General features: G+C 62.3%; 14 protein-coding genes. 9 read left to right on the top strand and 5 right to left on the bottom strand.

Annotation, left to right across the window (positions count from 1 at the left end):
* Nucleotides 1-225: 225 nt before the first annotated feature.
* Both EVC45_RS36120 and EVC45_RS36115 read right to left on the bottom strand, forming a co-directional pair.
* Nucleotides 226-1,149: an SDR family oxidoreductase gene (locus EVC45_RS36120; RefSeq protein WP_129962918.1), complete on the bottom strand. Its 924-nt coding sequence runs from the start codon at nt 1,147-1,149 to the stop codon at nt 226-228.
* A gap of 11 nt (nt 1,150-1,160) precedes the next feature.
* On the bottom strand, nt 1,161-1,364 hold the full coding sequence (locus tag EVC45_RS36115; protein ID WP_129962917.1) for a heavy-metal-associated domain-containing protein: 204 nt from the start codon (nt 1,362-1,364) through the stop codon (nt 1,161-1,163).
* Between the two features lie 133 nt (nt 1,365-1,497).
* Here EVC45_RS36115 and cueR point away from each other — a divergent pair, with 133 nt between their 5' ends.
* The 4 genes from cueR to EVC45_RS36095 all read left to right on the top strand — a co-directional run bounded on the left by cueR (nt 1,498) and on the right by EVC45_RS36095 (nt 4,229).
* Nucleotides 1,498-1,920, top strand: coding sequence for a Cu(I)-responsive transcriptional regulator (gene cueR / locus EVC45_RS36110; RefSeq protein ID WP_008922667.1), 423 nt, complete (start codon nt 1,498-1,500; stop codon nt 1,918-1,920).
* A gap of 301 nt (nt 1,921-2,221) precedes the next feature.
* A complete protein-coding gene (locus tag EVC45_RS36105; RefSeq protein WP_129962916.1) occupies nt 2,222-2,368 on the top strand; it encodes a DUF3563 family protein in 147 nt (48 codons plus the stop codon).
* A 285-nt stretch (nt 2,369-2,653) separates the two neighbouring features.
* Nucleotides 2,654-2,965, top strand: a complete 312-nt coding sequence (locus tag EVC45_RS36100; protein ID WP_129962915.1) for a hypothetical protein — start codon at nt 2,654-2,656, stop codon at nt 2,963-2,965.
* A 223-nt stretch (nt 2,966-3,188) separates the two neighbouring features.
* On the top strand, nt 3,189-4,229 hold the full coding sequence (locus EVC45_RS36095) for an ABC transporter substrate-binding protein (protein WP_129962914.1): 1,041 nt from the start codon (nt 3,189-3,191) through the stop codon (nt 4,227-4,229).
* Between the two features lie 77 nt (nt 4,230-4,306).
* On the opposite strand, the gene EVC45_RS36090 is transcribed toward EVC45_RS36095, so the two are convergent.
* A complete protein-coding gene (locus EVC45_RS36090; protein ID WP_129962913.1) occupies nt 4,307-5,152 on the bottom strand; it encodes a 23S rRNA (adenine(2030)-N(6))-methyltransferase RlmJ in 846 nt (281 codons plus the stop codon).
* A gap of 117 nt (nt 5,153-5,269) precedes the next feature.
* On the bottom strand, nt 5,270-6,241 hold the full coding sequence (locus EVC45_RS36085) for an aldo/keto reductase (protein WP_129962912.1): 972 nt from the start codon (nt 6,239-6,241) through the stop codon (nt 5,270-5,272).
* 235 nt (nt 6,242-6,476) lie between these two features.
* Here EVC45_RS36085 and EVC45_RS36080 point away from each other — a divergent pair, with 235 nt between their 5' ends.
* The gene (locus EVC45_RS36080) at nt 6,477-7,274 is read left to right on the top strand and encodes a 3-hydroxybutyrate dehydrogenase (RefSeq protein ID WP_129962911.1); all 798 of its coding nucleotides are present in this window, start codon (nt 6,477-6,479) and stop codon (nt 7,272-7,274) included.
* Nucleotides 7,275-7,284: 10 nt separating this feature from the next.
* Nucleotides 7,285-8,520: a patatin-like phospholipase family protein gene (locus tag EVC45_RS36075; protein ID WP_129962910.1), complete on the top strand. Its 1,236-nt coding sequence runs from the start codon at nt 7,285-7,287 to the stop codon at nt 8,518-8,520.
* Between the two features lie 155 nt (nt 8,521-8,675).
* Here EVC45_RS36075 and EVC45_RS36070 read toward each other — a convergent pair whose 3' ends face one another.
* Nucleotides 8,676-9,875 carry an amino acid aminotransferase gene (locus tag EVC45_RS36070; protein WP_129962909.1) on the bottom strand — a complete coding sequence of 400 codons (1,200 nt, stop codon included), beginning with the start codon at nt 9,873-9,875 and terminating at the stop codon, nt 8,676-8,678.
* A 518-nt stretch (nt 9,876-10,393) separates the two neighbouring features.
* Here EVC45_RS36070 and uvrB point away from each other — a divergent pair.
* From uvrB to EVC45_RS36055, 3 genes are all read left to right on the top strand, one after another.
* The gene (uvrB, locus tag EVC45_RS36065; protein WP_129962908.1) at nt 10,394-12,487 is read left to right on the top strand and encodes an excinuclease ABC subunit UvrB; all 2,094 of its coding nucleotides are present in this window, start codon (nt 10,394-10,396) and stop codon (nt 12,485-12,487) included.
* A 327-nt stretch (nt 12,488-12,814) separates the two neighbouring features.
* Nucleotides 12,815-13,363 (top strand): iron transporter, encoded by a 549-nt coding sequence (locus EVC45_RS36060; protein ID WP_129962907.1) that lies wholly within the window; start codon nt 12,815-12,817, stop codon nt 13,361-13,363.
* 112 nt (nt 13,364-13,475) lie between these two features.
* Nucleotides 13,476-13,808: a cupredoxin domain-containing protein gene (locus EVC45_RS36055; protein WP_008922656.1), complete on the top strand. Its 333-nt coding sequence runs from the start codon at nt 13,476-13,478 to the stop codon at nt 13,806-13,808.
* Nucleotides 13,809-13,820 lie beyond the last annotated feature (12 nt).

Here is a 13,820-nt window from a genome sequence, read left to right as displayed (position 1 = left end):
CATCCCGAACAGGACCGTGAAACGACTCCACGCCGATGATAGTGCGGATTGCCCGTGTGAAAGTAGGTAATCGTCAGGCTCCTTATCCATTCAGAAACCCCACCCTCAGCGGTGGGGTTTCTGCGTTTACGCGCCCGAAATCGGAAGTGACGACTCTTTCGTGTCATTTCTTCTTTCTTCTATTCAGCCTCCTTCGGTAATACCCTCTGCACGCAATCCGCTGGATCAAGCGGAAGTCGTTTGCTCAGGCCAGGGAAACGCGGCTAGCACTTGCCGGATCGCCATCTCGAAAGGCGTGCGCCGGCCGATTCCAAGTGCCTCCAGACGGCTCGATGCCAGATGACAGTCGTGCGGGCGCGGCGTTGCGTCGATGGGCGTACGCTGGGGCGTTAGATGCGCGTCGAGTTGTAATGCTTTCGCCAGGCGCACGGCGATCTCGTACTTGTTCATCGGTTCGTCGCCGGACCATTGCACGATGCCGGAGATCGTTTCGCCCCGCGCGTGCCGCTCGAGCATCTGTCGGATCACGAGGGCGACATCGGGCGTGAACGTGGGATACCGGATCGCCCAAGCGTCCATCTTCGCAGCCTGCGCGGCCGGCGCGGCCGACGCCGCGATTGCCGGCACAAGGCTGGTCACGGCCGACTCTGACCAACTGACGATCGGCCCGTACAGCAGCGGCAGACGCAGCACGCATCCGCGCCCGGCCGTTTCGCTCAGCGCTCGCTCGCCTTCGAACTTGCTCTGTCCGTACGCGTTCAGTGGCGCCGGTGGGCTGTCATGGCGATAGGGCGGGTGTGTGCCGTCGAACACGTAGTCGGTCGAGATCGACAGCGTCCACGCGCCGTGTCGGTTCGCCGCTCCCGCAATCGTCCGCACGGCATCGACGTTCAGCGCGCGAGCAAGCGCCGGATCGCGCTCGCAAACGTCGGGACGGCGCTCCGCCGCGGCAATCACGACGGCATCGGGCGTCACGTCGTCGATGAAGCGCTCGACCGCAAGGCGATCTCGAACATCCAACGCGACCATGTGCGGAGACGGCCGGCTAAACGCGGTGGAGACAATCTGCCAGTCGGTCTGGCGCGCGAATTCGTCGTTGAGCGCGCGGCCGAGCAGCCCGGAACCACCGATTACGGCAACCTTGAACATGATCGGTGCCCTCAGCGCACCGACGTGACTGTGTATCCGGCATCGTCAACCGCGGCCTTCAGCGCCTCGATCGGTTGCGTCGACTCCACGAGCACGCGGCCGGTCGCGAGATCCACCTGGACCTGCGCGGCGGCGTCGTGCTCACGAATCGCGTTCGTGACGGCAGCAACACAATGCTGGCAGCTCATGCCTTCTACGTGGAGTTCGATTGTCATTGCAAAGACCTCGGCGGAATCGGATTTCGGATAGTCGAATTATGCCTGCCGTTCCGTGTTTGGGTAGCTGACCTTCCCAGCATGGGAAGGTGTAGGATCGATTCGATTTCAGCCGAACCTTGGGGAAACAGTCATGAACATAGGCGAAGCGGCCCGCGCGTCGGGCGTAACGGCGAAAATGATTCGCTACTACGAAAGTGTCGGTCTATTGACTGCGAAGGCGCGCACGAGCGCTGGTTATCGCGTGTATGGCCCGCAGGAAGTGCATTCCCTGCGCTTTATTCGCCAGGCGCGCCGGCTCGGATTTCTGGTCGAGGATATTCGGCGACTGCTTGCTCTATGGCACGACCGCTCACGTGCAAGCGCAGAAGTAAAGCGAATCGCCCTCGAACATGTCGCCGAACTCGATCGTCGCATCGCCGAGTTGACCGACATGCGCGACACCCTCGCACATCTGGCCGACCATTGTCACGGCGATGACCGGCCAGATTGTCCGATTATCGAGCGCCTCGCGGACACCGATCTTGTTTCGGGGCAAGGTTGCCATCCGCTTTAGCGGCTGCTCGCGGAGTTAAAGGAAGCCCGGACTCCCAATTCATTCGGGCTTACGATTTATGCACCGCTAATGTGCGAACGAAACTTAGGGCAATGATGTCCGCTGGAGAGTCGACATCAATTTCAATAAAATCAGGCATCTGAATGCATCGATATGGTGCATCATTCCAAATCGGAATGCACGTCATGCGGGCATTTCACTGTTCAGGTTGCAGCGGATGGCTATAATGCGGGTTAACCCTTTTACGGGAAATCCCTGATGCCCAATCACCGGGGATTCAATCTGATCCTTGGAGAACATCATGTTTGCATTCATTCTTGAGAAGCTGAGCACCTGGTTCGAAACCGCAGAACGTAGCCGTCGTGAGGCATATCTGGCATCGTCGTCGGATGTCGTCCAGCTCGAGCAACGGATCCGCTCGCTCGAAACCAACGGCTATTCGCTGTAAGTTTCCCCTTCGAGTTTGACCCGGCGGCGCCTGCTATTGCGCGGCCATTGCAGTACCAATGTCGAGCCCCGTCAAAGCGGGGCTTTGTCGCGTCTGGAGACCGAAAAGCCCGCGCCGGCGGCGTTTTTCGAGCGAACGGCGCAACCAGGCTATTCATGGCGAATATCGACTAGCTTCGCAACGCGGGCCGCGGTAAGGTAGGGCGTTTTTCGCGCAAGACGGCATTTATAACCAATCGGGCTGCCCATGTCCTCCGTCCATTCGCTCCAAACTTTCCGATCCTTGATGGCCGCGGCCACGATGGCGACGCTCGCGACCCTCTGTATTGCGTCGGACGCATTCGCGGTTTCCGATAACGACCGCCCTCCGGTGATTCTCGATACGCTCGGCGGTGTCAATAATGGCCAGAGCGGCACGTTGCTGCTGAGCTCGCCGCCCGCGCCAGAGCCGATCGTCGCCGCGCCGCCGATCGCAGCACCGGTCGAGCTGCCGACGGAATCGTCGCCGCCGTTCGTGGTTGCGCCGTATATCCAGTTGCCGACGGGTGGTGGCGTGCCGCCGCGGCCGATGCCCCGACCGGTGCCGCTTCCGCAATAGCGAGCGACAGCGCGGAAGCGCGTTGATGACGCTCCTGTCCGATTCCGTTTCTCCCCCTCCGCCAGCTTGCCTTGCGCCCGACATCCCATTCGGGTTTGGGCGCATGGCGCCCGTGAAACCGTCCGACGACAATCGTTGCGCGCCTCGTCGCCGTGAGCTTCGACCGCAACAGGTGCGCCTGCGTCACCGCTTCGAACAGAAAACACAACAAGGAGACCTCACCATGCCGAATCACTGGATGCAGCGTGCGACGCGCGCCTGCGTGATGCTGCTCGCACTGGCCACTTTGCCCGGGGCCGGGTTCGCGAAGGACACGCCGGAAATGCCGACACTAACGATGGCCGTCGGCGGTCTACCCGGCCTCTACTATCTGCCGGTCCTCGCCGCCCAGCAGCTCGGCTACTTCAAGGACGAAGGCCTGAACGTCACGCTCGAAGATTTCGCAGGTGGCTCGAAGGCGCTCGAAGCGGTGGTGGGCGGCAGCGCCGACGTCGGCGCGGGCGCGTTCGAGCACACGCTGTTCATGCAGGCGAAAGGGCAGCACTATCGCGCGTTCGCGTTGATGGGGCGCGCACCGCAGATCGTGATCGGCGTGGTGAAGTCGAAGGCCGATCAGATCAAGTCGCTTGCGGACTTCAAGGGCGCGAAGGTCGGCGTGAGCGCGCCGGGTTCGTCGACGGATCTCGTGCTCACCGTTGCGTTGCGCAAGGCCGGCGTGCAGCGCAGCGACATTTCGGCGATCGGCGTCGGCAGCGGCGCGACGGTGCTGGCCGCGGTGGGCAGCGGGCAGATCGACGCGCTGTCCAATGTCGATCCAATGATGACCAAGCTCACGCGTAGCGGCGCGATCAAGGTGCTGGTGGATACACGCACGGTGAAAGGCACGCAGGAGGTGTTCGGCGGCATGATGCCCGCGGCGACGCTTTACGCGCCCGAGAGCTTCATCCAGAAGAATCCGAAGACGACGCAGGCGCTGACCAATGCAATCGTGCGCGCCAATCATTGGCTGCAGACCGCGAGCGACGCGGATCTGTTGAAGATGGTGCCGCAAGCCTATCTGCTGGGCGACCCGACGCTTTATCTCGACGCCTTTCACCATGTGCGCGACGCGTATTCGCCGGATGGACTGATGCCGGCGGATGGTCCGGCGACGTCGCTGCGCGCTTTGTCGTCGTTCGATAGCCGCCTCGATCCGAAGAAGATCGATTTGAGTGCGACCTATACGAACCAGTTCGCGACCAAGGCGGCCGCGCAATTCAAGTGAGCGTATGAGTGGATCGATCTGCGCAAGACAGGTGAAGGGGAGCCAGGTGCGGTCCGCTGACGGGCCGCGCGTCACGTTCAATTGCCGCGATATTCGACCTTGAACGTCGCAGCCTTGTCCTCGCCGAGCGTCTTGACGAGCCACGGCATCTGATCCTTCAGCGTCTTGGCGAGCGTGTACGGAGGATTCAGGATGAACATGCCGCTCCCGAACAGCCCATAGCCGTCTTCCGGAGGATTGCTGACGGTCAGGCTGACGTGCAGCCAGTTGTCCTTCTGCAATTGCTTCAACTGATCGGGGAAACGCTGTGACTCGGGGCGCTTGACCTGCGGATACCAGACCGCATACGTGCCGGTCGGAAACCGCTTGAGACTTTCCTCGACACAGCGCAGCGTGCGCCCGTAGTCGCGCTTGTCTTCGTATGACGGGTCGAGCAGGATCAGCGCACGGCGCGGCGCCGGCGGCAACAGCGCGAGAATCCCGTCGAAGCCGTCGCCCGCGTACAGCATCGCGCGACGGCCCGCGTCGCGAAAATTGTGGCGCAGCACGTCGATTTCGGTGCTGTGCAATTCGAATAGCCGCATGCGATCCTGCGCGCGCAACTGTCGCCACGCGAGATACGGCGAGCCCGGATAGAAACGCAACTGGCCATCGGCATTGAGCGCGCTGACTTCGTCGACGTAGTCGGCGAACAGCGGCGGCAGATCGTTGCGGCCCCACAGTTTCGCGATGCCCGTTTCGAACTCGCCGGTCTTCGTCGCGTAGCCTTCCTTCAGCGAGTAGACGCCGGCGCCTGCGTGGGTGTCGATATACCAGTAGGCCTTGTCTTTCTGGCCAAGGTAGCGCAGGAGCTGCAACACGACGGCGTGTTTCAGAACGTCGGCGTGATTGCCGGCATGAAAGGCGTGGCGGTAGCTGAGCATGATGAGAGGACGCTGAGAGAGCGCAGGCTGGCCCGAAGGAGCCGGCGACGCGCGGTCGCGTATTGTACGCGACCGCGCGTGCCCGGTTATCCGCTCAGTGCCGGGCGCGGCGCGCGATTATTCGTGCGCGTCGCCGATGATCTCTTCAATCCGCTGCTTGATCTCGGGCGTGATGCGCTCGGCCACCTCGGCGGACTTCATGTTTTCGCCGATCTGTTCGACTCGCGAGGCGCCCGTGATCACCGTACTGACATTCGGATTCTTCAGAATCCACGCGATCGCGAGCTGACCGATCGTGCAGTCGAGTTCGTCGGCAACCGCGCCGAGCTGACCGACCACGTTGTTCCTCGTCGGGTCGGTGAGTTGCTGACGCAGCCAGTCATAACCCTGCAACTGCGCGCGACTGTCGGCGGGTACGCCGTCACGGTATTTGCCGGTGAGTAGACCCGATGCAAGCGGACTCCACGTGGTCAGGCCAAGGCCGAGGTCCTCGTAAAGCCGCTTGTATTCCTGCTCGACGCGTTTGCGGTGGAACAGGTTGTATTGCGGCTGCTCCATGACCGGCTTGTGCAGATGATGCCGCTCGGCGATCTCATAGGCGGCGCGAATCTCGTCGGCGCTCCATTCTGAGGTGCCCCAGTACAGCGCCTTGCCCCGCGTGATCATGTCGCTCATCGCCCAGACCGTTTCCTCGACCGGCGTGTTCGGGTCGGGACGATGACAGAACACGAGATCGACATAATCGAGTTGCAGTCGCTTCAGCGACCCGTCGATCGCGTTCATCAGGTATTTGCGGTTCAGCGTGTGGTACTGGTTCGGCGCTTCGTTGAGTCCCCAGAAAAATTTCGTCGACACGACGTAGCTCACGCGCGGCCAGGCCAGTTCCTTTAATGCATGGCCCATGATTTCCTCTGACTTGCCGCCTGCGTACACCTCGGCGTTGTCGAAGAAATTGACGCCCGCGTCGCGCGCCGCGGCAAGCGATTCGCGTGCGGCGCGGTGATCCACCTGGTTGCCGTACGTGACCCATGAGCCGATGGACAACTCGCTCACTTGCAGGCCGGAGCGGCCCAGACGTCGATAATTCATGCATGTCTCCTGGTTGGTGATGCCACGGGAATGGAGCCCGGATTCAGCCCGAAAGCATCCAGTGTAAAGAGATACGGCTCGATGTGCGTTTTACCTATGCCGTTCACAGGGTTCATGCACAATAGCAAAGTCGGCCGTCGCGCTGCATCCGCCGAACGGTCTATACCGTTTGGCCGACTTCCCGCCGCGCGCGGTCTCGTGGTCTCATTGCTCATCAACTGCATGGAGGTTCTGGATGTCGTCTCTGAACTCGAATCTGAACGGCAAGGTCGCCGTCGTCACTGGCGCCGCAAGCGGCATCGGCAAACAGATCGCGTTGACTCTTTCGGCGGCGGGCGCGGCGGTCGCGATCGCCGACCTGAACCAGGACGGCGCGAACGCCGTGGCTGAAGAAATCAGAAAGGGCGGCGGTAAGGCAATCGGCGTGGCAATGGACGTGACGAGCGAAGACGCCGTCAATCAGGGTATCGACAAGGTCGCGGAGGAATTCGGCTCGATCGACATTCTCATTTCCAACGCCGGCATCCAGATCGTCAATCCGATCGAAAACTATTCGTTCTCGGACTGGAAGAAGATGCAGGCCATTCACGTGGACGGCGCATTCCTGACCACCAAGGCCGCGCTCAAGCACATGTACAAGGACAATCGCGGCGGCGTCGTGATCTACATGGGCTCGGTCCACTCGCATCTCGCGTCGCCGCTGAAGTCGGCCTACGTGACCGCGAAGCACGCTTTGCTGGGCCTGTCGCGCGTGCTCGCCAAGGAAGGCGCCGCGCATAACGTGCGCTCGCACGTCGTATGTCCGGGCTTCGTGCGCACGCCGCTCGTCGACAAGCAGATTCCCGAGCAGGCGAAGGAACTCGGCATCAGCGAAGAGGAAGTGATCAAGCGCGTGATGCTGGGCGGTACCGTCGACGGTATCTTCACGACGGTCGAAGACGTCGCGCAGACTGTGCTGTTCCTGTCGACCTTCCCGAGCGCGGCGCTGACCGGCCAGTCGTTCGTCGTGAGCCACGGCTGGTACATGCATTAAGGGGCGGCCCGTGGCGCAACGCAATCTGAAGCGGGCGCGCGTGGGCGTGTCCGGCGACGCGGAGGGCGCGGGCCCGGCGGCCACCGCCCGCGCGCGCCGGCATCTCCCGTTGCCCAACTACGAAACCGTCGCGCTGATGCTGCAAGGCGGTGGCGCGCTCGGCGCCTATCAGGCCGGCGTCTTTCAGGGGCTTTACGAAGCCGGCATCGAACCGAACTGGATCGCGGGAATTTCGATCGGCGCGCTGAACACGGCGATCATTGCGGGCAATCCGCCGGAACGACGCGTCGAGCGTCTGCTGCAATTCTGGGAGACGATCTGCCAGCCGGCGTTCGGACCGCCGTTGCCGGCGCCGATCGAACACGTGCTGTTCAATTCGAGCGAAGCGGTGCGCAAGGCATTTACCGCAGCGCAGGCGATGAGCGCGATCGTCGAAGGGCAAAAGGGCTTTTTCGTGCCGCGTTTCCCGCCGCCGTTGCCCACGGTGTCCGGTCCGCCGCAATTGGCGAGCTACTACGACACCACGCCGCTGAAGGCCACCCTCGAGTCGCTGTGTGATTTCGACCGGATCAATTCCGGCGAAATACGCGTGTCGGTGGGCGCGGTGAATTGCGGCACGGGCAATTTCGCGTACTTCGACAATACGCACACCACGCTCAGGCCCGAGCATTTCATCGCATCGGGCGCGTTGCCGCCGCCGGGCTTCGCGGCGGTCGAGATCGACGGTCAGTTCTACTGGGACGGCGGCCTGATGTCGAATACGCCGCTCTACGAGGTGCTCCAGTCCACGCCGCGTCGCGACACGATCGCGTTTCAGGTCGATCTATGGAGCGCGATCGGACCGGTGCCGGACAACATCACCGACGTGCAGGGGCGCATGAAAGACATTCAGTATTCGAGCCGCACGCGTCTCGTGACCGACATGCTGCAGCGCTCGCAGCGTTTCCGTCACGTGTTGCGCGAGGTGCTGGATCGCGTGCCGGAAGGACAACGCGACGATCCGTGGTGCAAGCTGGCCGAAGATCTGTCGTGTTCGAAGCGCTACAACGTGATTCACCTGATCTACCGGCACAAGGAATACGAAGGACACTACAAGGACTTTCAATTCGGTCTGTCGACGATGCGCGAGCATTGGAGGAGCGGTCTCGAGGATATTCTCCGTTCGCTCGAGCAGCCAGACTGGCTCGAGATGCCGGAGAACGATGCGGGTTTCGTCACGCATGATATTCATCGGGACTCGCGCTGATTCCTCGCGAAGAGAGTCGACGCAGCGCCCGGCCCGGCCAAACAGTCGGGAAATAAAAAACGGCGCCCTTTTGGCAAAAGGGCGCCGTTTTTACAGGCGGTGGCAGCGGCGAAGCAGCTGCACCGGCGCGGCAAACCTCCGCGCGTTGAATCGCCTTACTTCAGCACGTGTGCAATCGCGTTGGCGACGACGTCGAGGTTGCGCGTGTTGAGCGCAGCCACGCAGATACGGCCCGTGCTGACCGCATAGATACCGAACTCTTCACGCAGACGGTCCACTTGCGGTGCCGTCAGACCCGAGTACGAGAACATGCCACGCTGCGCGTTCACGAAGCCGAAGTCGCGATCGACGCCGCTTGCCTTCAGACGCTCGACGAGACCATTGCGCATCGCGCGGATGCGGTCGCGCATTTCTCCCAGTTCGCTTTCCCACGTCGCGCGCAGTTCCGGCGACGCGAGCACGGCCGCGACTACCGAGCCGCCGTGCGTCGGCGGGTTCGAGTAGTTGGTGCGGATCACGCGCTTCAGTTGCGACAGCACGCGTGCCGCTTCTTCCTTGTTCGCGGTGATGATCGACAGTGCGCCGACGCGCTCGCCGTACAGCGAGAACGACTTCGAGAACGACGACGACACGAACGCGTTCAGTTCCTGCGCGGCGAACAGGCGCACGGCTGCCGCGTCCGCTTCGATGTTGTCGCCGAAGCCCTGGTAGGCGATGTCGAGGAACGGCACGAGGTTGCGCGCCTTGACGACCTCGACGACCTGCTTCCACTGCTCGACGCTCAGGTCGACGCCGGTCGGATTGTGGCAGCAAGCGTGCAGCACGACGATCGTGCCCGCTGCATAGCCGTTCAGCGCGCTCAGCATGCCGTCGAAGTTCACGCCGTGCGTTTGCGCGTCATAGTACGGATACGATTCGACGACGAAGCCCGCGCCTTCGAACAGCGCACGGTGGTTTTCCCAGCTCGGATCGCTGATTGCGACCTTGCTGTTCGGATTCACGCGTTTCAGGAAGTCCGCGCCGATCTTCAGCGCGCCCGTGCCGCCCAGCGCCTGTGCCGTGACGACGCGGCCGGCCGCGATCAGCGGCGAGTCGTTGCCGAGCAGCAGCTTTTGCACGGCGGCATCGTAAGCGGCGATACCTTCGATCGGCAGATAGCCGCGCGGCAGCGCGGCTTCGACGCGGGCCTTTTCCGCATCGCGCACGGCGCGCAGCAGCGGAATCTTGCCTTCTTCATTGAAGTACACGCCAACGCCGAGGTTGACCTTGGTGGCGCGCGTATCGGCGTTGAAAGCTTCGTTCAGGCCCAGAATCGGGTCGCGGGGAGCAAGTTCGACGGCGGAGAACAGAGACATGATGGGTGGGCAGCAGTAGTGAAAAGAGGGCGGCTTCGCGCGCGGGCGGCCTCATCTGGAGCGTCGGCGGCGTTTTGGGCGTGCGGCGTGAGTTCGACCAAACGCGAAAAACAGGGACGGCCTATGGACAGCGGCGAGCGAGCGCAACTTCGCATTGTAACGAATCCGGGCACTTTTTTCGGACGACCAGACAGGCGAACGGCAATTATTTGCTTGAAAAACAGGCACTGGGGAGCCATGTGGCAGCAAGGAATTCGAGCGGGCGTGGCGATGGCGACGGCCTGAAGCGGACGAAGTGCACCGTGCATTGCCGCTCGCTGAGCCATGACGCCGCGTGGCGTGCTGGACACAGCCCGGCATGGGAGTCCCCGGCAGACGCTTCACGGCGCACAAGTCCGCAAAGGGCCATAACACACGGTCGCCCGCGCGCCCGACGACAGCCTACGTAACCCCGCTCGATCTTCGCGTTCCGCAACCCGTTAGAATGATTCTTTGCCCAAGGCCCGGTGCCGCTCCTCATGTCCGAACACCATCTGACTGAAGCCGACGATACGCTCGACGAATCGAAATTCGTCATGTTCGAAGGTTCGCCGTTCAAGCTCTACCAGCCGTATCCGCCCGCTGGCGACCAGCCCACGGCCATCGAGACGCTCGTCGAAGGCGTCGGGGACGGTCTCGCGTTCCAGACGCTGCTCGGCGTAACCGGCTCCGGCAAGACTTTCACGATGGCCAACACGATCGCGCGGCTCGGCCGCCCGGCGATCGTGTTCGCGCCGAACAAGACCCTCGCCGCGCAGCTGTATTCGGAGTTCCGCGAGTTTTTCCCGCGCAACGCGGTCGAATACTTCGTCTCGTACTACGACTACTACCAGCCGGAAGCGTATGTGCCGCAGCGCGACCTGTTCATCGAGAAAGACTCGTCGATCAACGAGCATATCGAGCAGATGCGGCTGTCGGCGACCAAGAGCCTGATGGAACGGCGCGACGTGGTGATCGTCGCGACGGTGTCGGCGATTTACGGTATCGGCAACCCGTCCGAATATCACCAGATGATTCTCACGTTGCGCACCGGCGACCGGCTCGGTCAGCGCGACGTGATCGCGCGGCTGATCGCAATGCAGTACAGCCGCAACGAAGCCGACTTCCAGCGCGGCTCGTTCCGCGTGCGCGGCGACACGATCGATATCTTTCCGGCCGAGCACGCCGAAATGGCGGTGCGGGTCGAACTGTTCGACGACGAAGTCGAATCGCTGCAGCTATTCGATCCGCTGACCGGTCGCGTGCGCCAGAAGATTCCGCGCTTTACCGTGTACCCGTCGTCGCACTATGTGACGCCGCGCGACACCGTGCTGCGCGCGGTGGAAACGATCAAAGCCGAGTTGCGCGACCGGCTCGAATTCTTCTATAGCGACGGCAAACTCGTCGAGGCGCAGCGGCTCGAACAGCGCACCCGCTTCGACCTCGAAATGCTGCAGGAGCTCGGTTTCTGCAAGGGCATCGAGAACTACTCGCGGCACTTCTCGGGCGCGGCGCCTGGCGAGCCGCCGCCGACGCTCGTCGATTACCTGCCGCCCGACGCGATCATGATGCTCGACGAATCGCACGTGCTGATCGGCCAGCTGAACGGCATGTACAACGGCGACCGCGCGCGCAAGGAAAACCTCGTCGACTACGGCTTCCGGCTGCCGTCGGCGCTCGACAACCGGCCGCTCAAGTTCAACGAGTTCGAGCGCAAGATGCGCCAGGTCGTGTTCGTATCGGCGACGCCGGCCGACTACGAGAAGAAGACTTCGGGGCAGGTCGCCGAACAGCTGGTGCGCCCGACCGGCCTCGTCGACCCCGAAATCGAGGTGCGCCCGGCGCGCAGCCAGGTCGACGACGTGCTCGGCGAGATCAACGAGCGCATCAAGGCCGGCGATCGCGTGCTGGTCACGACGCTGACCAAACGGATGGCCGAGCAGCTTACCGAGTTCCTCGCCGACCACGGCATCAAGGTGCGCTATCTGCACAGCGACATCGACACGGTCGAGCGCGTCGAGATCATCCGCGATTTGCGTCTCGGCGCGTTCGACGTGCTGGTCGGCATCAACCTGCTGCGCGAGGGGCTCGATATTCCCGAGGTGTCGCTCGTCGCGATTCTCGACGCGGACAAGGAGGGCTTCCTGCGCGCGGAACGTTCGCTGATCCAGACCATCGGCCGGGCGGCGCGTAACGTGAACGGCAAGGCGATCCTGTACGGGGACAACATCACGGACTCGATGCGTCGCGCGATCGACGAAACCGAGCGCCGCCGCGCGAAGCAGATTGCGTTCAACGCCGCCAACGGCATCACGCCGCGCGGGGTCGTGAAACGGATTCGCGACATCATCGACGGCGTGTACAACGTCGACGAAGCGCGCGCCGAACTGAAGGAACAGCAGACCCGCGCGAAGTTCGAGGACATGTCCGAGAAGCAGCTCGCCAAGGAGATCAAGCGCCTCGAAAAGCAGATGATGGAGCACGCGAAGAATCTCGAATTCGAGAAGGCCGCGCAGACTCGCGACCAGTTGGCGTTGTTGCGTCAGCGCGTGTTCGGCGCGAACGTCGGCGACCACGTGTCTGGTCTCGAATAACCACCACCTCTCTCCACCACCAAAGGCGCGGCCATCCGCCGCGCCTGTTCACATCGGCTGACGCTTAAGCTCCCGCTGAAGCCGTCGCCGCGGCCAACTTGGCCGTCGCGAATTCTGTCCCTGTTTCCCCGCCGCTTGAAAGTTTCTTAAGCGAGCCTTAAGACCCTGCTGCCATCAGGCAGAGCGTGCTGGCAGGTTTGTTCTGATCAGCGATCGATGATAAACTCATCTAATATTGAGAATGGTTCGCATTTAAATCTACATCTGGCGTGCGGACGCAGTCTTCCAATGAAATCAATTCCAGTCTGATAAAAACAAGGAGTGTCAATGCGGATTTCTTCCTTTGCGCGCGGCGGCGCGGCAGCAGTAGCGGCTGTCGCGGCGCTGTCGGCTTCGGCCGCCGAATATCCGATCGGCAAGCAGCAGATCCAGGGCGGCATGGAAATCGGCGCGGTCTATCTGCAGCCGATCACGATGGAACCCGAAGGCATGATGCGCAAGGCGTCGGATTCGGACATCCACCTCGAGTCCGACATCCACGCGGTCAAGAACAATCCGACCGGTTTCGCCGAAGGCGACTGGATGCCGTATCTGCAGGTGCACTACGAACTGACGAAGGCCGGCTCGACTCAGCCGTTGAAGGGCGATCTGATGCCGATGGTCGCGAACGATGGCCCGCACTACGGCGACAACGTCAAGCTGCAAGGCCCGGGCAAGTACCACCTGAAGCTGATCGTGGAAGCGCCGATGCAAATGGGCCACATGGCATTCGGCCGCCACGTCGACAAGGAAACCGGCGTGGGTCCGTGGTTCAAGCCGATCACGCTCGAATATGACTTCACCTTCGCTGGCATCGGCAAGAAGGGCGGTTACTGATCGGCGCAGGGTGCCAATGCGGTCGATCAACGTAACAGTGAATGCAGCAGACGGCGCGCGGACGGTCGGTGCAACACCCGGCGTCGGCGCGTCGCGTTTTCCGGAAAGGCCAATGGGAATCAACCGAAAGATCGCGATGCTTGCCGCCACGTTTTGCCTGGCGGCCACGGCTCATGCAGCCGACCTGCCGACCTTCAAGCTCGAAATGAACGACGGCAAGCTGAACCCGGCCCGCATCGAAGTACCTGCGGGGCAGCGAATCAAGATCGAAGTGCGCAACACCGGCAAGGGCGCGGCCGAATTCGAAAGCGTGCAGTTGCGTAAAGAGAAGGTGCTGGCGCCGGGCGCCGATTCGTTCGTCGTGATCGCTCCGCTGGAGCCGGGCGAATACAAGTTTTTCGACGACTTTCACCAGCAGGCGCAGGGCGTGATCGTCGCGAAGTAAGCAGTGATCCCG

The sequence above is a fragment of the Paraburkholderia sp. UYCP14C genome (assembly GCF_004197395.1).
GTDB lineage: Bacteria > Pseudomonadota > Gammaproteobacteria > Burkholderiales > Burkholderiaceae > Paraburkholderia.
This window is presented reverse-complemented; position numbering and strand designations above follow the sequence as displayed.